Origin of the sequence: Diaphorobacter caeni (assembly GCF_015354245.1) — a bacterium.
Taxonomy (GTDB): domain Bacteria; phylum Pseudomonadota; class Gammaproteobacteria; order Burkholderiales; family Burkholderiaceae_C; genus Diaphorobacter_A; species Diaphorobacter_A caeni.
This window is the reverse complement of the sequence record NZ_JADKYZ010000014.1, coordinates 1-13,484: the sequence shown is the minus strand read 5'-3', so window position 1 is coordinate 13,484 and position 13,484 is coordinate 1. Positions and strand designations below refer to the sequence as shown.

33 protein-coding genes are annotated in these 13,484 nt (G+C 57.6%); 16 read left to right on the top strand and 17 right to left on the bottom strand.

What is annotated here, in order from left to right; genetic code table 11:
- Position 1: 1 nt before the first annotated feature.
- From ssb to ISG32_RS25585, 16 genes are all read right to left on the bottom strand, one after another.
- Complete coding sequence (gene ssb / locus ISG32_RS25660; RefSeq protein WP_194773913.1) at positions 2 to 550, bottom strand: single-stranded DNA-binding protein; 549 nt, start codon at positions 548 to 550, stop codon at positions 2 to 4.
- Complete coding sequence (locus ISG32_RS25655; RefSeq protein ID WP_194773853.1) at positions 537 to 1,001, bottom strand: HNH endonuclease signature motif containing protein; 465 nt, start codon at positions 999 to 1,001, stop codon at positions 537 to 539. The genes ssb and ISG32_RS25655 overlap by 14 nt, the downstream gene beginning before the upstream one ends.
- A 40-nt stretch (positions 1,002 to 1,041) precedes the next feature.
- Positions 1,042 to 1,620, bottom strand: coding sequence for a lambda exonuclease family protein (locus tag ISG32_RS25650; protein ID WP_228530125.1), 579 nt, complete (start codon positions 1,618 to 1,620; stop codon positions 1,042 to 1,044).
- 25 nt (positions 1,621 to 1,645) lie between these two features.
- On the bottom strand, positions 1,646 to 2,197 hold the full coding sequence (locus tag ISG32_RS25645) for an ERF family protein (protein ID WP_194773851.1): 552 nt from the start codon (positions 2,195 to 2,197) through the stop codon (positions 1,646 to 1,648).
- Positions 2,194 to 2,544, bottom strand: a complete 351-nt coding sequence (locus ISG32_RS25640; RefSeq protein ID WP_194773850.1) for a hypothetical protein — start codon at positions 2,542 to 2,544, stop codon at positions 2,194 to 2,196. Before ISG32_RS25640 ends, ISG32_RS25645 begins: the two co-directional genes overlap by 4 nt.
- Entirely contained in the window at positions 2,537 to 2,728 is a 192-nt protein-coding gene (locus tag ISG32_RS25635) for a hypothetical protein (protein WP_194773849.1), read from the bottom strand. The genes ISG32_RS25640 and ISG32_RS25635 overlap by 8 nt, the downstream gene beginning before the upstream one ends.
- A gap of 147 nt (positions 2,729 to 2,875) precedes the next feature.
- Positions 2,876 to 3,019, bottom strand: a complete 144-nt coding sequence (locus ISG32_RS25630; protein WP_194773848.1) for a hypothetical protein — start codon at positions 3,017 to 3,019, stop codon at positions 2,876 to 2,878.
- On the bottom strand, positions 3,016 to 3,303 hold the full coding sequence (locus tag ISG32_RS25625) for a hypothetical protein (RefSeq protein ID WP_194773847.1): 288 nt from the start codon (positions 3,301 to 3,303) through the stop codon (positions 3,016 to 3,018). Before ISG32_RS25625 ends, ISG32_RS25630 begins: the two co-directional genes overlap by 4 nt.
- Before the next feature lie 12 nt (positions 3,304 to 3,315).
- Positions 3,316 to 3,996 carry a DNA cytosine methyltransferase gene (locus ISG32_RS25620; RefSeq protein ID WP_228530118.1) on the bottom strand — a complete coding sequence of 227 codons (681 nt, stop codon included), beginning with the start codon at positions 3,994 to 3,996 and terminating at the stop codon, positions 3,316 to 3,318.
- 267 nt (positions 3,997 to 4,263) lie between these two features.
- Positions 4,264 to 4,488 (bottom strand): hypothetical protein, encoded by a 225-nt coding sequence (locus ISG32_RS25615; RefSeq protein WP_194773846.1) that lies wholly within the window; start codon positions 4,486 to 4,488, stop codon positions 4,264 to 4,266.
- A gap of 2 nt (positions 4,489 to 4,490) precedes the next feature.
- Positions 4,491 to 4,709 (bottom strand): hypothetical protein, encoded by a 219-nt coding sequence (locus ISG32_RS25610; protein WP_194773845.1) that lies wholly within the window; start codon positions 4,707 to 4,709, stop codon positions 4,491 to 4,493.
- Positions 4,706 to 4,990 (bottom strand): hypothetical protein, encoded by a 285-nt coding sequence (locus ISG32_RS25605; protein ID WP_194773844.1) that lies wholly within the window; start codon positions 4,988 to 4,990, stop codon positions 4,706 to 4,708. The genes ISG32_RS25610 and ISG32_RS25605 overlap by 4 nt, the downstream gene beginning before the upstream one ends.
- A gap of 45 nt (positions 4,991 to 5,035) precedes the next feature.
- Entirely contained in the window at positions 5,036 to 5,215 is a 180-nt protein-coding gene (locus tag ISG32_RS25600) for a hypothetical protein (protein ID WP_194773843.1), read from the bottom strand.
- A complete protein-coding gene (locus ISG32_RS25595) occupies positions 5,212 to 5,493 on the bottom strand; it encodes a hypothetical protein (RefSeq protein ID WP_194773842.1) in 282 nt (93 codons plus the stop codon). The genes ISG32_RS25600 and ISG32_RS25595 overlap by 4 nt, the downstream gene beginning before the upstream one ends.
- Before the next feature lie 320 nt (positions 5,494 to 5,813).
- Positions 5,814 to 6,680 (bottom strand): hypothetical protein, encoded by an 867-nt coding sequence (locus ISG32_RS25590; protein WP_194773841.1) that lies wholly within the window; start codon positions 6,678 to 6,680, stop codon positions 5,814 to 5,816.
- A 19-nt stretch (positions 6,681 to 6,699) separates the two neighbouring features.
- A complete protein-coding gene (locus tag ISG32_RS25585; RefSeq protein WP_194773840.1) occupies positions 6,700 to 7,377 on the bottom strand; it encodes a S24 family peptidase in 678 nt (225 codons plus the stop codon).
- Between the two features lie 127 nt (positions 7,378 to 7,504).
- Here ISG32_RS25585 and ISG32_RS25580 point away from each other — a divergent pair, with 127 nt between their 5' ends.
- From ISG32_RS25580 to ISG32_RS25515, 16 genes are all read left to right on the top strand, one after another.
- A complete protein-coding gene (locus ISG32_RS25580) occupies positions 7,505 to 7,738 on the top strand; it encodes a helix-turn-helix domain-containing protein (RefSeq protein WP_194773839.1) in 234 nt (77 codons plus the stop codon).
- Between the two features lie 210 nt (positions 7,739 to 7,948).
- Entirely contained in the window at positions 7,949 to 8,692 is a 744-nt protein-coding gene (locus tag ISG32_RS25575) for a helix-turn-helix domain-containing protein (protein WP_194773838.1), read from the top strand.
- Complete coding sequence (locus tag ISG32_RS25570) at positions 8,685 to 9,227, top strand: hypothetical protein (protein WP_194773837.1); 543 nt, start codon at positions 8,685 to 8,687, stop codon at positions 9,225 to 9,227. Before ISG32_RS25575 ends, ISG32_RS25570 begins: the two co-directional genes overlap by 8 nt.
- Positions 9,218 to 9,349 carry a hypothetical protein gene (locus tag ISG32_RS27800; protein ID WP_267254058.1) on the top strand — a complete coding sequence of 44 codons (132 nt, stop codon included), beginning with the start codon at positions 9,218 to 9,220 and terminating at the stop codon, positions 9,347 to 9,349. The genes ISG32_RS25570 and ISG32_RS27800 overlap by 10 nt, the downstream gene beginning before the upstream one ends.
- 113 nt (positions 9,350 to 9,462) lie before the next feature.
- Positions 9,463 to 9,606: a hypothetical protein gene (locus tag ISG32_RS25565; protein ID WP_194773836.1), complete on the top strand. Its 144-nt coding sequence runs from the start codon at positions 9,463 to 9,465 to the stop codon at positions 9,604 to 9,606.
- 31 nt (positions 9,607 to 9,637) lie between these two features.
- Entirely contained in the window at positions 9,638 to 10,009 is a 372-nt protein-coding gene (locus ISG32_RS25560) for a hypothetical protein (RefSeq protein ID WP_194773835.1), read from the top strand.
- A 190-nt stretch (positions 10,010 to 10,199) separates the two neighbouring features.
- Positions 10,200 to 10,361, top strand: a complete 162-nt coding sequence (locus tag ISG32_RS25555) for a hypothetical protein (protein ID WP_194773834.1) — start codon at positions 10,200 to 10,202, stop codon at positions 10,359 to 10,361.
- A complete protein-coding gene (locus ISG32_RS25550; protein WP_194773833.1) occupies positions 10,358 to 10,537 on the top strand; it encodes a hypothetical protein in 180 nt (59 codons plus the stop codon). Before ISG32_RS25555 ends, ISG32_RS25550 begins: the two co-directional genes overlap by 4 nt.
- Positions 10,534 to 10,947 (top strand): recombination protein NinB, encoded by a 414-nt coding sequence (locus ISG32_RS25545; protein WP_194773832.1) that lies wholly within the window; start codon positions 10,534 to 10,536, stop codon positions 10,945 to 10,947. Before ISG32_RS25550 ends, ISG32_RS25545 begins: the two co-directional genes overlap by 4 nt.
- 106 nt (positions 10,948 to 11,053) lie before the next feature.
- On the top strand, positions 11,054 to 11,419 hold the full coding sequence (locus ISG32_RS25540; protein ID WP_194773831.1) for a RusA family crossover junction endodeoxyribonuclease: 366 nt from the start codon (positions 11,054 to 11,056) through the stop codon (positions 11,417 to 11,419).
- On the top strand, positions 11,409 to 11,681 hold the full coding sequence (locus ISG32_RS25535) for a hypothetical protein (RefSeq protein WP_194773830.1): 273 nt from the start codon (positions 11,409 to 11,411) through the stop codon (positions 11,679 to 11,681). The genes ISG32_RS25540 and ISG32_RS25535 overlap by 11 nt, the downstream gene beginning before the upstream one ends.
- 4 nt (positions 11,682 to 11,685) lie before the next feature.
- Positions 11,686 to 11,904: an NrdR family transcriptional regulator gene (locus ISG32_RS27945; RefSeq protein ID WP_456074947.1), complete on the top strand. Its 219-nt coding sequence runs from the start codon at positions 11,686 to 11,688 to the stop codon at positions 11,902 to 11,904.
- A complete protein-coding gene (locus tag ISG32_RS25530) occupies positions 11,894 to 12,289 on the top strand; it encodes a hypothetical protein (RefSeq protein WP_194773829.1) in 396 nt (131 codons plus the stop codon). The genes ISG32_RS27945 and ISG32_RS25530 overlap by 11 nt, the downstream gene beginning before the upstream one ends.
- A gap of 154 nt (positions 12,290 to 12,443) precedes the next feature.
- A complete protein-coding gene (locus tag ISG32_RS25525; RefSeq protein WP_194773828.1) occupies positions 12,444 to 12,641 on the top strand; it encodes a hypothetical protein in 198 nt (65 codons plus the stop codon).
- Positions 12,642 to 12,738: 97 nt separating this feature from the next.
- Positions 12,739 to 12,999 carry a hypothetical protein gene (locus ISG32_RS25520; RefSeq protein WP_194773827.1) on the top strand — a complete coding sequence of 87 codons (261 nt, stop codon included), beginning with the start codon at positions 12,739 to 12,741 and terminating at the stop codon, positions 12,997 to 12,999.
- Positions 12,996 to 13,229 (top strand): hypothetical protein, encoded by a 234-nt coding sequence (locus tag ISG32_RS25515; RefSeq protein ID WP_194773826.1) that lies wholly within the window; start codon positions 12,996 to 12,998, stop codon positions 13,227 to 13,229. Before ISG32_RS25520 ends, ISG32_RS25515 begins: the two co-directional genes overlap by 4 nt.
- Before the next feature lie 73 nt (positions 13,230 to 13,302).
- Here the strand turns inward: ISG32_RS25515 and ISG32_RS25510 are convergent.
- Positions 13,303 to 13,484, bottom strand: a 182-nt coding sequence (locus ISG32_RS25510; protein ID WP_194773825.1) for a hypothetical protein, incomplete at its 5' end; no start/stop codon positions are given.

Here is a 13,484-nt window from a genome sequence, read left to right as displayed (position 1 = left end):
TTTAGCAGGCGAGCCAGAGGCCCAGCGAGCGGCGCATGGGGTCGGAAAAAGGTATGTCGTCGTCCATGTCGTCGAATCCGCTACCACCCGCCTGACGCGGCGCAGGGGCCGGGCGCGGGGCTGGTGCCGGGGCAGGGCGGGGCGCAGGGGCCCGCTGGCGTTGTGGCGGTGTGTTGTCGTCATCACCGTACCCATCATTGCCAGAGCCCGGTTGCCGACTTCCAAGCATCTGCATTTGATCGGCGCGAATCTCTGTGGCGTAACGCTCCTGACCGCTTTGCTGGTCAGTCCATTTCCTCGTCCGCAATGAGCCTTCCACATAGACCTGCGAACCCTTGCGCAGGTACTGGCCCGCGATTTCAGCCAAGCGGCCATTGAAGGTAACGCGGTGGAATTCAGTTGCCTCTTTGTTCTCTCCGGTGGTCTTGTCGCGCCAACGGTCTGTTGTGGCAATCGTGACATTCGCTACCTGATCACCCGAAGGGAAAGTCCGCAGTTCCGGATCTCGGCAAAGGTTGCCGACCAACGTTACACGATTAACTGATGCCATTGCGACGAACTCCATTTTTGATTGCGATTTGACCTGCGTGCTGGCGGCAGATGCCGAACTTCGCAGCAATGTCCTTGTACTGAACGCCTTGCCTTGCAAGGTCTGCGATCTCACCCTTCAGGAATTCGGTGAGCTTGGTGTGGGGGAGCGTAGAGCCGTGAGCATGTCGGCCCTTTCGCACCGCGTCCGCCATGTTCTCTTGGCGAGACCCTAGGAACAGGTGGTTCGGATTGATGCAACGTCTGTTGTCGCATACGTGGCATACATCCATGCCATCGGGAATCTCGCCCTTCGTTAGGCGGTATATGTGTCGATGACCATAATCCGTCTTGCGCTCGACTGTTGCTCTGGAATATCCGTTGGACTGGATGCAGCCCTGAAACTCCATGCAGCCTGCTTGTGTGGTGACTGTGCGGGCAAGCAAATGCCCTGCACGATCTTCGATATGCATATTTGCCTTTCGTCCCACCGGCCTACCCGGTAGGTGTTGGTTAAACGGGGATTTGCTCAACGGTCTTATCGACCAGTTCGATAAATTCGGCGAGTCGTTTGCGCAAACGGTCACGCTCGTCTTCGCACTCGTCTCGGTGTAGTCGATACACAAGCAGGTTGCTTGCATCCGGGAAGTCTGTGCAGTAACTTGCGAAGTCCACCCAATCCAATCCGGTGCAGTGGAGGTGCCCGACAAGCTGCCACTTGTATGCCGGATCGAATGATTCGCGCACAAGATTCGCGTGGTGAACTGGCGCGGTCACGCTCTTGATTTCCAGAATGCCGCTCTCGGTCACAAGCCCATCCGGGGAGTCCCCATAGCGATTGCAATCGAAGAATCCGCCGTTGGTCACAATCTCGCCGGTCAATTCTTCGTAGCGCTTGCGCGCGTCAGGCTCCATCAAGTGGCCGCGCTCCATGTGCTCAGACTTGAACGAGTAGCCCGCCTTACGGCCAGTGAGAATTTGCAAGGCTAGTTCGAGCGCGTAGCGTTTCGCTGGGTCGCCAAATGCCTTGCCTTCGTTTGCCATGATCACTCCGAACTGTGACGCCGTGGCCTTCCCGAACCGTAGCGCCATCCAATCATCTGTGTTCTGCTCGACGTTATGCCATTGCGCCGTCAAGCAGTTGCTGGCGCTGATCACTGGAGAGAGCATATTCGTCCTCGATCTGGTGGATGGTGGTTTGCTGCCCCTTGAGGCGCTTGATCAGTTCGTCTGCGATCTTGGCGGTGAGCTGCCTTTTTACTGGCTTAGTATTCGCTGGGGCGACGGCCCTTGTGCCATCGTCATCATCTTGATAGAGGCCGGTGATTGAGGCCAGTCCGTAACGCCGGGCGTAGGTCATTGCCGATCCATAGCCCTGTGGGTCTTGCTTCGGCAGAGGCATAACGATGGTGTCTTGCAGCCATTCGCCAGAAGTGTGCAGGAGTCTGGTTGTCAGATGAAGCTTCCCATCATCAGACGGCGATCCGGTTTGCATGAACGCGATTCCGTTGTCGTTCAATGCGGTCTTCACAGCGTCGATGACAGCAGGCAGGTCGGCGTACTTGTTGCGCAGATGCCCGTTGACAGCATCCTTGGCAGCAAAGGTGATGGTTTGTTGTGCCGCCAATACTGCGGGGGCAATCTTTGCGAGTGATTCGCTGGTGATCATGTTGTCTTCCTCTCTGTGTTTGCCAGTGCGGAGCGGGCGGAGATAAGCTGCCTTGCGTTCCACTCTTGCCCCACGCCGTCGTCAAAGCAATCGAGCATGCCGCGCAACGCCTCCCGCAGCTCCTTGATCTGCTCCTGCATCTGGCGTGGGGTGAGGCCCGTCTCGTGATAGACAGCTCCGGCTTCGGCGATCAGGCGGGCGTCTGCTTCGGTAAAGCAACCTTGATAATCGAGTCGTCGCATATGGATACCGGGCTTGCTGGCATCGGGCCAGTACACACACCATCCAGGTTCTTTGTATGTACCAAGCTGCTTTTCGCGCCAAGGCCCCTTTGTCGGCTCACTCATGGCTAGCCTCCGGGTTCTGGGCGCGGGCTGCGAGCATGGCGTCTGCCATCTTGTAGGCTTCCTGCGCGATTCCCACTCGCCAGTTTTCATCTGGAAAACCTTCGCGCTCCAGAACGCGAAGCGCATCATTCAAAACAGCCGGAAGTGCTGCCTTTGCGAATTCGTCTCGATCATTCATTGCCATCACTCACCCCTCATAGCCACCATAGCGGCCCGTGGTGCGTCCGCCTTGTCGGCTTGGACTGCGATTTCGATCTGTGTGTCCTGAGCAGCGCCGCCGTAGGAGATTCCAGCGACGACGGCAAACGCGAGCCCGAGCAGCACGCGCAAATCAAACCGGAACATAGACGCCTCCTTGAACGATGGTGATGTAAGAGAGCGGGGCTAGGGCCACGACGGCCAAAAAAATAGCCCGCTTGTTTGTGGCGGGCTTCTTGCGGGATGGCACGTAGGCCAGTTGGATGGGGGTGTTCATGGTTTTGCGTGATGTTGTGCCCAAGCGCGTGCAAGCGTTTCAAGGGCTTTTGTTTGATAGGGACTGCCGTGAGCGCGCCCGCAGTTCAGGCCTGACACCGCGATGTATCCGTTCTTCTCATCGAGGCCGAACGTCTCTACGATGCGCGACAGATCGCCGCGCTTCACGGCATCCATGGTGTCGTTGTAGAGGCTCTGGACGCGAGCCTCAAGCTCATCCTCGGCTTCATCGCAGGCATCCTGATACTTCATCTGGTCGAGGACTGGATTTGTGCTGTAGCTCATAACAAACCTCCTTCAGGCAAGTTCAAATTCAAGTTCCGGCACGCCCCACTGAGCGGCCATCGCATCGGCAACGCCCTGGAACGTCTCACTGCGGAGCTTCCAGCGATCCGGCCCTGGCGGCATCATGTGGATGCGTGGCTTTCGCCCGTCCACGATGTCTGTCGGGAGCAGGGGGGGCAGGCCTTTGAGCCAAAGGCATGTGGCTTTTGTCTCGCCGTGACCAAACATCCATGGTTGGATGATCTGATCCGGCTTGCGGATGCGGCTGCTGATGATGCTGATCGGATTTTCCAGCGCGATCTTTTCAATAGGCGCATCAAGTAGCGTCTGCACGAAATCAAGCGCTTCCTGCTGGACTCCTGACGCCTGCTTTGCGGCAAAGTGCCGCGCACCGGACACAGCCAGGTGCGTGCATGGCGGGTGGCAAACCATCAAGTCCCAACCGTCATTCAGTACGTCACGCACGTCGCCTTGGTAGTGCCAACCAGGGCGTTCAGTCGGCAGCAAATCGCAGGACATGACGGCATGCCCCTGGGCGGAGAAGGCGTCGCGCACCTTGCCGCTGAACTCGCAGGCTATGAGAATCTTCATGGTGTTGTAAGAAAAAAGCCCACCGAAGCGGGCGAGGCCTCCACAGTGGGAAGCGAGGGGTGGGGTGATGGTGGCCGGTTGCTTGCCCGACTTGCCCTGCATGAGTCATTGCCGCGCTCACGCCGATATGACCACTGCGCCGTCGCTTCGTGGCTATTCGCGCAGCTTTTGCAGACTCTGGTCGTGTCGGATGCCGTGTTCGGGAGGGATACGCCTCGCGCATCGCAACTGCGCATTCACCATCACGGCGGCGGACTAAGGGTTTGCTCCTTGCCGGTCTGTTCTATCGCCACTGGCATTAAGTGGCGCATCCAATCAATCCGCCTGCGTGATGGCCCCGACATTTGACGCTGCCGGGAGCGTTGCGCGTCAACCTCTACGAATCTGCGCCGCTGGAGTTGCCCAATGCTTCACAGTCGCTTGAACAACGCTGTGATTGAATCCGCTCATCCTCTCGGCCAGCTTCGGCCTATCCAACCCGATGATTCCAATCGCGGTTGCCCACAATTCATGGGGTGTATCGCCAAGCTTCTCGGCCTCATCCAAGGCGCGGAGCAGGATTTGTTCCGTCTTGTCATGCTGTGCTGTCTGCATGTCTACTCTCCTTGTCCTGTGGCTCGGGCGATGGCTGCGCGGGTATCCTCGACCAGCGTGTTAAACCGGGTCTGTGTGACATCAGACTTCGCTTGTTGGCTGAGGTATTCGCTGTCGGCCTGTTGCCAGTAGGTTTGGCCTAGCTGCCACGCCTGACGCATCGCCTTGCTGACAAGGTCTGGCAGATCATCAAGTGTGTGCTGTGCTTGTTCCATCTTCATTCCTCCGGCTCCCACTCGCCAATGTCATAGCCCGTTTCCTCGTCGAACCATTCGCACCAGCCCGGCGCGCCCTCGCCATCGTCTTGCTCATAGACCTCCAGCCCACCAACGTTGCAGTAGTCAGGCTTGATGTTGTGCTCAAGCTGAAACAGGTCGTAGTCCGCGAGAACTGAAAGCAGCTTCTTTGCCTCCCGTGGCGTGTCCACAGCGACATGAAAAGGCTTCCCCGGAATCTGCGGGATGTGCCAGACGCGAAGGGCGCCAATCTTTACTTGTTCCATCTCTCTCTCCTTGGTTAATCACGCAGCGCACGGGGGTGGGTGTGCTCAAAGTTGCTGCTTGGCTTTGCGCCGCACATCTGCATCGGTGTCGAGGCGTTGCGGCTTGCCGATCTGTTGGCGCTGCTCGCTCTTTGGTGTGAGCGAATCGAAAGCCGCGAGCACCATGTTTTTGTATTTGGTGCGCGTGGCTTGCTTGCGCTTTTCATTGAGACTTGTGATGCTCATGCCGCCACCAAGTGAGAGGGCGACCAACCGTTGCGCTGCTTCCACGCACTCGATGCGCTTGCAGCCTTCCCCATCGACAGCACGGCGTCAGGACTAACCTTGTGACGCTTGCCGCGATACATCTGGCGCAACAGCTTGGATGCGCAGATGCACCCCACATTGAACTCTTCGGCCTCCTCATTGCGGACGATGACTGCACGCGTCAGATTCGTCTTGCCGCAGCAGTCACATACCGGGTAGTCGCTTGATCCGGCAACAGTAAATGTCTGTCCTTGCATGATTTGCTCCTGGTTGAAATCAGCAGGGCTCTCGGTGGAAAGCCCTCTTGATTTCATCTAGGCGTTCCGCTGTCCGCTCGCGGTCCTAGGTCTGCCCAGGCTTTAGGTCGTGGGTACTTAGTCCGACCACCACCCCAAACCGCTGCGTGTGCTGCTTTGTTTGGTGCGATGGATGTATTGTTAGCCAAAGCTAAGATTGAGTCAATAGCTTAGGCTAATTTATTTTTCTGATGCTGTTTGCTCAGGCAACAAAAAACCCGCTCGCGGCGGGTTGATGTGCTTGTGCTTGACTGAGCGGGGCTGCTCAGCTTTTTTTGTCGCTAGTTGGTGGCGGCCAGCATATCGGTGAATGCATCAATTCCGGCGCGCAACATCTCGTTGTCCTCGACTGTAGGCGAGCGCTGGACTTCAGAAGAGTCGCTTTTGAGGGCCAAGCCTGTGCCGACTCCGTTTGCATTTGCTACCCGGCGCGCAACGGCTGGGTACACCACGCTGCCAGCAGCATTCGTGTAAATTCCTTCGCCGTCGTTCACATTGATTGTGAAGCTATAACCCCAAAGCAACGCCCCCGTGGCGGAAACACGCGCACAAACTGTGGTGCCAGCAGATGCTCCAGAGACTTGGTTCTCACAAGCAAGCCTTCCATCGGTGGACATCACCATGCCGCTGCCGTTAGCTCCTTTTGATCCTAATTTTGAAAGCTCCACATAGTCTGCGCTGGGTAGCAGTGATGTCAGGGAGCTGAAAAGCCATTTGCCCTTTAGGCTTTCCGGCGAAGACGAGAAGTCGAAGTTAAAGCGGGACATTTCCTTCTCTTCTTCACCCGGGAATGTGATGTAGCCCTTGACCCCAGAGACAAAGCGCATGCTCACAGTGCCAGCAGAGCCAGTCTCATAGCCCGCATGCGGGACGCTGCCGAACGACTGGCCGCCCGCATATTTATTGAGTTGTCCGGCGTAGCTGTTGTTGGCAATGGCGCCCGCTGACAGATAGAACGTTGGCGCTCCGTTCGCCTCGTAGGCATACATCTGCATGACCAGAGTGTTGTTCTGAACGTCCAGACCGAAGCCGCGACCAGGCTGGCCGGTGTTCTCGGATGTCACGATCCATGTGCCTGCCTGGGGCATGAACGCCAAGGCCGACCCTGCGAGCGCGAAAGCGCCAATTGCCAACAAAAACTTCCTCATTACTTCCTCCTGTGGTTGTTTAGAGCCCGCCAGCGCCGGATTTGTCGCGCACACGCCCAATCAGAGTGATGTGCTGGGCCACTTGGCTGGGGGTTAAGTCCTCATCCTTGTACTCTGAGTTGTAGCTTCGAAGGGTTAGGCCGCCATCCAGCCTCCGGTAGAGGCGCTTCACCCGAAGCTCGTCTCCGTACCGAAACGCGTAAACCTTGCCGTCCTTGATCTGCTCGAATTCTCCCTCTGCCAGATTCACGAGGATGGAGTCCTCGTCAAAAAGCATTGGCTCCATGCTCTCACCCCGGACCTTGAACCTCTTTAGGTGCTTGACGCTGAGGCGGTGCTTTTGCAGCCAAGAAAGTCGGTAGGTTGCTGGCTCCGAATCCTCTTCCAGTTCATAGGTGACTACTGTGTTTCCATTCCCGCCGCTGAAGTGCACTTTGTATTCTTCAATTTGCACGACGTCTTCGGGGAGCGCATCTTCTGGGTGAAGGGCGATGACGTTCGTCCGATGATCCGCGCCTGTTGTCTCTCTCGGGCCTTTGCCTTCCGCGAGCCATAGCGGCGAAATGCTCAGGTCGAACTCACGGCAAATTAACTCCGCGTGTGAGCGCGAAATCCCAGTTACCTTTTCTGACATCGTAAACCATGCCGTCACTGTTGCGGCGGAAACATCACAGAGCCGCGCGATACGGGCTTGCACGCCTCGCGCTCTTGGGGCGGGGAATACAGATGTCAGTCGTTCTTGAATTGTGCTCATTAGCCTAGCCTAATAAATTATTTGTTTGCGTAGGCTTGCGTTAATCGTTAGCTTTGGCTAAGATAGGCGCATGAATACGTTTGCCACTCAAGTCATTGACACGCTCGGCGGCACGGCTGCGGTGTCTCGCATCTTCGGTATCGCCCTGTCCAGTGTGAGCAACTGGCGCGACCACGGCATTCCCAAGTCTCGCGTGATGTATCTCGAAGTCGCAAAACGCAAGCAGCTTCGCGGCATAGACCTCAAGGCAGCTACCGCCCCGGTTAAGCGCACCACCAACCAACCAAAAACACAGGAGGCCTGAGCTATGTACGCAGACCCTGCCCACATCCGTTCCAAGCGAGTGAATCTTTCCCTCAATGACACAGAGCTTCGCGTCGTAGAGGCGATGGCTGAATTCCACGGCAAGCAGCCGTCGGTGTTCATCCGGGCTGACTGTGCGTCAGGCAATCGATCGCATGGTCTCATACGTCGAGAACAAGACAGGCAAGCCGCTGTTTCGTAAGGAGTCCGCATGAGTATCAAACTGATGACGGCGGTATTTGAGCGCTACCCCAACGGTGGCGGCGAGATGCTTCTTGCGCTTGCACTTGCAGACCACGCAAGTGACGACGGGACTCGCGTCTATCCGAGCATCAAGGCCCTTGCTGAAAAGACGCGTCAATCCGAGCGCACGATCCAGTACCAACTGCGCCGCATGCAAGAGGCTGGCTGGCTGATCCTTGTAAACACCGGGAATGGTGGCCGGAGCATGACGTCGGAGTACCGAATTTCCAGCGATTGGATTAAGGGCGCAGAAATTGCACCCATTCAAAAGGGTGCAACTGACGACAAAAAGGGTGCAACTGACGACATTAAAGGGTGCAATCCACAGCAGAAAAGGGTGCAGCGTGTTGCACCCGCAAATAACCGTCAAGAACCATCAAAGAACCATCAGGGAACCGAAGCGCAAGCGCTCGGCCTCGATGAGGTTGATGATCAACTGCTCGATGACTGGAACAAAGTCCGCGCCGCCAAGCGCGTAGGTAATGCCACCTCCGCAGCAGTGAAGGGCTTGAAACGCGAAGCTGCCAAGGCCGGATTGACAGACGCCGAGGCCATTGAGGTTTGCTGCGCGAATGGATGGCAAGGATTTCGCGCCGAGTGGTACGCCCGCGACACGATGCCCACCGCAATGCGCCCATCCCGCCGCTCCACCGCTGAACACAAATACGCAGCCGCAGCCGCAGCAATTTACGACGGAGTTTTCGATGAATGATGTATCCACAATCGCTCAGGATGCGATCCGCGACGTGCAGCGCAAGCCCGAGACGCGCACCGCTTCGATGCTGGTTCAAAAACTTTTCGTGATGCTGCACGGCGCATACGGTAATCAGTTTTTGTCCAAGTTCTCAACTGGCGAAAAAGACGAGAACGGAAAGGACAAAGGCGTCCGCGCTGCGATGCTGGTTTGGGATAGCGCCCTGCGCAAGTTTGCGCCTGAGGTGGTTGAAACGGCGGCGAGTCGTCTGCGTAGCGAGTGCCCCGAATTCGCGCCAAACCTTCCGCAGTTTGAAAGGTTGTGTGAGGCCTGCGCGCAGCGCAAGACATACGCGCAAGAGCAGGGTCTTCCAGCGTTGCCAGCGCCAAAGGTGGAGCCAATCAAGGTGGATCTTGAAAAGCGCAACGACGGTAAGGATTGGGCGCGCAGTCTCATGGGCCGTCACGAAAAGGGCGACAAAAGCATCCACCCGATCTGCCTGAAGTTCGCCCGTGAAGCGCTTGGCTTGGAAGGAAGGCAGGTTTGGCAATGACTCGCGCCGAGGCAAACCAATTCCTGGACTTCGTGCGCAACGGCGGCATCGCCAGTGCATCGGAGATTCTGTTCGCCCTCTGGATGACGGGCGATCTATTCAGCGAGGTTCCGCGTGGATGACGTGTCCCGAATGCGCAACCGTGAGAACACATGGCTCTCCTGGAAGAGTTTCAGTGACTTGTCCCAAGTGCCTGTACTGCGCGGCGAGACGAATCCAGTTCATCCAACGCGTGATGAAGGTGAGCAAGGACACGAAGGTGGCGAAGTGCCGGGAGGCGCTACAGGAAGCGATGGATTGGGGTCATGCCGAGACGGAAATCAGGCGGCTGGCAAAGCTGGATGCGTGGGCTGTGGAGCCTGCAAAGAAGAAGTCCTGAGGCGGGCAGAACTTAAACGATTGGAGAGCAGATGACTGATCACAAGTTGATGGAAATGGCAGCCAAGGCATGCGGATGGGCAATGGTGCCGAACAGTGAGCGCCAGTGCGGCGGCATCAATGTTCATGTGGGTGGTGGCGCAACCATCGTGAACTTCAACCCGCTGAAGAACTCGGCGGCAGCGTTTGAGCTGATGGTGAAGCTGCGACTTACTGTATTTGTGTGGGATGAGGGCGATCAGGCCAGTGCGGCGAAGTCCCTTCCCAATGGCGAGGATCCAGACCCCACTGGCAAAGCGTGGCATGCCGATTACGTGCAAGAGGATGGTGACTTGGCCGCAGCCACTCGCCGCGCCATCACCCGTGCCGCCGCAGCCATCCAAGAAGCAAAGGAGGGGGTGTGAGGACAGCGGACATGCAGTGTGGTTTCGTACTTGGCCTTTTGTTCGGGATGTTCTTCGCGGCGGGAGTGATTGAGTTTCGCGACTCAAGGCCAGAAGGCTGGCGCGGTATGAAAGAGGCGTGTGAGGCTTCAATTCCACGCGACCAAAAGTGCGTGATGCGATTCGAGCCAAAGCCAGTCAAGGAGGCAGCATGAAATCAGTTCTGTGGGTGGTGGAGGTGCGCAAAGACAAGACGCGTGAATGGCACTGGCAGGTGGCCAAGGACTCGCGCGAAATGGCCCGCAGGCAAGCCAAGTTCTGGCGCGGCCTGAAGCATGAGACCCGAGTAGTCAAGTACGTGAGGGCAGCATGACCACACAACCAAGCAACGACAGCAAGTGCCGCCAAGTGTTTGAGCGGGAGTATTTCGCGGATGCCCCGGCCCATGCAAGCGAGCGCAACGCCAACGGTGAATACAAGTACATGGCATCACAGGTGGCGTGGACGCATTTCCGCTACGGGTGGTTGGCGAAGGAGAGGGCGGAATGACTGAGCGAATCACGCTCTCCCTGTGGGAGCCAGTGCAAGCCCACAAGGCGCTGATGCACGCATGGACGCACGCAAAGGCTTGGCTGATGGCGGGGCATCGCCTCGTGCTGGAAGTGCGCCCAGAGCGCCGCAGCGACGCCCAGAACCGCCGCCTGTGGTCGATGCTCAAGGATGTGTCTGAGCAGGTCAACTGGCACGGCAACAGGCTGACAGATTCCGAATGGAAAGACGTGTTCACCGCGTCGCTCAAGAAGCAGAAGGCAGTGCCTGGAATCGACGGTGGTTTCGTGGTCTGTGGCTCGCGCACTTCCAAGATGACCAAGGCCGAGATGTGCGAGCTGCAGGAGCTGATGGAAGCATTCGGGGCGCAGCAGGGCGTCCGGTTCAAGGCATGGGAGGGGATGGAGTGAAGGACATCGCATTTTTCACGATGCTGTGTGGGTTCGTTCTTGCCGCCCTTGGCGCGAGTGGCTGGGGTTGGTTCCTTTTGGCGGCTGTGATCTTTGGAGGGATGGCATGAAGATCGAATTGCCATGGCCTGACCGCACTCTGCACCCCAATGCTCGCGTGCACTGGGCGCAGCTTGCCAAGGCCAAGAAAGCCGCCCGAGAACACGCCTACTACACGGTCAAGGGCTCAGGACTGGTGCATACGTTCCCCCCGGGACGCATCCACATTTGGATCGACTTCTATCCACCTGATAGGCGTAAGCGTGATGACGATGGGCTACTCGCCAGCATGAAGGCTGCCCGCGACGGTATCGCTGACGCGCTGGGCGTGGATGACAGCCGATTCGTGAGCCATCCGATGATCCATGACACCGTGCACAAAGGCGGGATCGTCCGCGTGACCCTGACGGGAGGGCCGACGAATGCAGTCTAAGAACAAGGCCGCGCCAACTAAGGCTGAGAAGGCCCATATTGAGTGGATCAAGGATTTGCCCTGCGGCGTGTGCGGCACTCACGGCCCGTCAGAAGCGCATGAGCTAAGGCAGGGCGAATGGTTCACCTCGATTCCACTGTGCGCAGACTGCCATCGTGGCAGCTTCAATGGCATTCACGGCCAGCAACGCATTTGGAAGGTGTTGAAGCTGGACGAAATGGCTGTGCTGAATTTGACAGTGCAGCAGCTTTTGGGGAGATGAGGAAGTGAGAGAGCGATTCATCCCGCCGAAATGCCCCGAGTGCGGAGCGTGGACAGAGGTACTGGAGACGCGCAAGCGCAAAACATCCGGGGAAATTCACCGGCGTGTCCTGTGTGCGAATGGTCACCGATTCACGGATGTTGAGAAGGTTCGCGGCTTTGAGTTGGCAAAGAAGAAGGCCGCGTGGATTGCAAGTCTAGGAAAGGGAGCCTATGAAGCGTGATTTTGAAATGACAGTGCCGGTAGAGCTTCGCGAGGCTGAGGAAGTGTTGCGCAAGTACGGAGCTTGGGCGCAAGACCGTTGGAAGAAGCAGCAGTGCGCCAGCGCCGAGGGCAACTACAAGCACCCACCGACCCGGAGTGTGGATTGCGATGAGCCGATGGAGCCATTCATCCCGGACTGGTCGGCCATGCAGGTGCAACGAGTGCTCCAGGTCGTGCCGATGCAGTTCCGCCGAGTGCTGTTCGCCTACTACGTTCCACAACGCGAGCACCCAAGCGCCGCGCGCCGCAAGCTGGGCCTGACGAATCGGGACTGGCACCAAGGCCGAATCATGGGACTGCGGAAATTTTGGCTGATTTATTGCGCAAGGACTTGCAAGACTTGACAAAGTCGTGCATAATCGCGACAACTTACCGCGAAACTGATTCGTGTGCCCCGGTTGCCCTATGGCAGCCGGAGGCGTCTCCAGATAAAGCAAAGCCCGCAGGACTCACGTTCTCGCGGGCTTCAAGATCAACTTGGTGCGCGAGTTCTACCGCATGCGCGACGCGCTCAAGCAGCGTGACATGAACCTGTGGCAGCAATTGCAATCAGCCATCGCCCGCGAGGTGGACTCTGCCGTCCGCGCCTCGTTCGGATCGCGCCTGATGCTGGATCGTAAGAAGGACAAGCCGATCCTGCAGGGCGAGATCCACCGGCTCGAATCTGAGATTCAGCCCGGACTTCTGCTGAACTGAATTACCACACTGTCCTTTCGTGGTTGCCGTCCTTGTGGCGGTTTTTTTATTTGCGGCGCAGCTCGGCATTGTTCGGGCAGCGGCGGGAAGGAAAGACATGACACAAGCACGTGAAGCCTTTGAACGCGCCTTCATGGAGCGAATCAGTGAGTTGGCGGAAAAGGAAGTTAATGCCCAGATGGCGGTGGTCGAGGGCGCGCTCAAATCAGTGAGCAGCGGCACTGCTTCAGCCTTGCTTTGCATCGAGTTCACCAAGAGGTTGCGGATCGCTCTGATTTCCAATCGGGAGCGTGAGTTGTGGGCTGAGGCTGCAGATCGCGCGATTGCGATATTCCTGCCGAGTGAAGGACAGTCATGAAGCACCTACGCTGGATCATCACCATCCTGATCTTCATTACTGTGACTGAGACAGTAAAGGGATTTCATGGTTGGACGGGCTACTGGATTGCGTCGGCTGTGCTGACCGCATTCGGGATCGTGAACTACTTTGATGGCTACTTCGCTCGACAGCGAGAGCTTGAGGGGAAGCTGGATGGCCTGCGATCCTCAAGCCAGATTCCGCCGCACCGACCACCGAGGACGCCATGACTCCCATGCAAACAATCATCGAAGCAGAGACCCGCAGAGCCTCCGAAGCCGTGAACATGGCAATGGAGCGTTTCTATGAGATGACAAGAAAGCGCTGCAACGTCGTGGGGCGATGGCTTCCGCCCATCCGCGCCACGCTGAAGAACAGCCACAGCGGCTTATCAGCGCCCGCGCTCGCGTTCTGCGCCAGCACGTAGCGCGGCCCGCCGTCCGGTTCAGCGCCTTCAAATGCAATCTCGCGCAAGCGGTTGCAAA

Excerpts from the sequence above, each read along its gene's own strand:
- ssb (WP_194773913.1), bottom strand. The coding sequence starts at position 550 with ATGGCATCAGTTAATCGTGTAACGTTGGTCGGCAACCTTTGCCGAGAT.
- ISG32_RS25655 (WP_194773853.1), bottom strand. The coding sequence starts at position 1,001 with ATGCATATCGAAGATCGTGCAGGGCATTTGCTTGCCCGCACAGTCACC.
- ISG32_RS25650 (WP_228530125.1), bottom strand. The coding sequence starts at position 1,620 with ATGGCGCTACGGTTCGGGAAGGCCACGGCGTCACAGTTCGGAGTGATC.
- ISG32_RS25645 (WP_194773851.1), bottom strand. The coding sequence starts at position 2,197 with ATGATCACCAGCGAATCACTCGCAAAGATTGCCCCCGCAGTATTGGCG.
- ISG32_RS25640 (WP_194773850.1), bottom strand. The coding sequence starts at position 2,544 with ATGAGTGAGCCGACAAAGGGGCCTTGGCGCGAAAAGCAGCTTGGTACA.
- ISG32_RS25635 (WP_194773849.1), bottom strand. The coding sequence starts at position 2,728 with ATGGCAATGAATGATCGAGACGAATTCGCAAAGGCAGCACTTCCGGCT.
- ISG32_RS25630 (WP_194773848.1), bottom strand. The coding sequence starts at position 3,019 with ATGAACACCCCCATCCAACTGGCCTACGTGCCATCCCGCAAGAAGCCC.
- ISG32_RS25625 (WP_194773847.1), bottom strand. The coding sequence starts at position 3,303 with ATGAGCTACAGCACAAATCCAGTCCTCGACCAGATGAAGTATCAGGAT.
- ISG32_RS25620 (WP_228530118.1), bottom strand. The coding sequence starts at position 3,996 with ATGCAGGGCAAGTCGGGCAAGCAACCGGCCACCATCACCCCACCCCTC.
- ISG32_RS25615 (WP_194773846.1), bottom strand. The coding sequence starts at position 4,488 with ATGCAGACAGCACAGCATGACAAGACGGAACAAATCCTGCTCCGCGCC.
- ISG32_RS25610 (WP_194773845.1), bottom strand. The coding sequence starts at position 4,709 with ATGAAGATGGAACAAGCACAGCACACACTTGATGATCTGCCAGACCTT.
- ISG32_RS25605 (WP_194773844.1), bottom strand. The coding sequence starts at position 4,990 with ATGGAACAAGTAAAGATTGGCGCCCTTCGCGTCTGGCACATCCCGCAG.
- ISG32_RS25600 (WP_194773843.1), bottom strand. The coding sequence starts at position 5,215 with ATGAGCATCACAAGTCTCAATGAAAAGCGCAAGCAAGCCACGCGCACC.
- ISG32_RS25595 (WP_194773842.1), bottom strand. The coding sequence starts at position 5,493 with ATGCAAGGACAGACATTTACTGTTGCCGGATCAAGCGACTACCCGGTA.
- ISG32_RS25590 (WP_194773841.1), bottom strand. The coding sequence starts at position 6,680 with ATGAGGAAGTTTTTGTTGGCAATTGGCGCTTTCGCGCTCGCAGGGTCG.
- ISG32_RS25580 (WP_194773839.1), top strand. The coding sequence starts at position 7,505 with ATGAATACGTTTGCCACTCAAGTCATTGACACGCTCGGCGGCACGGCT.
- ISG32_RS25575 (WP_194773838.1), top strand. The coding sequence starts at position 7,949 with ATGAGTATCAAACTGATGACGGCGGTATTTGAGCGCTACCCCAACGGT.
- ISG32_RS25570 (WP_194773837.1), top strand. The coding sequence starts at position 8,685 with ATGAATGATGTATCCACAATCGCTCAGGATGCGATCCGCGACGTGCAG.
- ISG32_RS25565 (WP_194773836.1), top strand. The coding sequence starts at position 9,463 with ATGAAGGTGAGCAAGGACACGAAGGTGGCGAAGTGCCGGGAGGCGCTA.
- ISG32_RS25560 (WP_194773835.1), top strand. The coding sequence starts at position 9,638 with ATGACTGATCACAAGTTGATGGAAATGGCAGCCAAGGCATGCGGATGG.
- ISG32_RS25555 (WP_194773834.1), top strand. The coding sequence starts at position 10,200 with ATGAAATCAGTTCTGTGGGTGGTGGAGGTGCGCAAAGACAAGACGCGT.
- ISG32_RS25550 (WP_194773833.1), top strand. The coding sequence starts at position 10,358 with ATGACCACACAACCAAGCAACGACAGCAAGTGCCGCCAAGTGTTTGAG.
- ISG32_RS25545 (WP_194773832.1), top strand. The coding sequence starts at position 10,534 with ATGACTGAGCGAATCACGCTCTCCCTGTGGGAGCCAGTGCAAGCCCAC.
- ISG32_RS25540 (WP_194773831.1), top strand. The coding sequence starts at position 11,054 with ATGAAGATCGAATTGCCATGGCCTGACCGCACTCTGCACCCCAATGCT.
- ISG32_RS25535 (WP_194773830.1), top strand. The coding sequence starts at position 11,409 with ATGCAGTCTAAGAACAAGGCCGCGCCAACTAAGGCTGAGAAGGCCCAT.
- ISG32_RS25530 (WP_194773829.1), top strand. The coding sequence starts at position 11,894 with ATGAAGCGTGATTTTGAAATGACAGTGCCGGTAGAGCTTCGCGAGGCT.
- ISG32_RS25525 (WP_194773828.1), top strand. The coding sequence starts at position 12,444 with ATGCGCGACGCGCTCAAGCAGCGTGACATGAACCTGTGGCAGCAATTG.
- ISG32_RS25520 (WP_194773827.1), top strand. The coding sequence starts at position 12,739 with ATGACACAAGCACGTGAAGCCTTTGAACGCGCCTTCATGGAGCGAATC.
- ISG32_RS25515 (WP_194773826.1), top strand. The coding sequence starts at position 12,996 with ATGAAGCACCTACGCTGGATCATCACCATCCTGATCTTCATTACTGTG.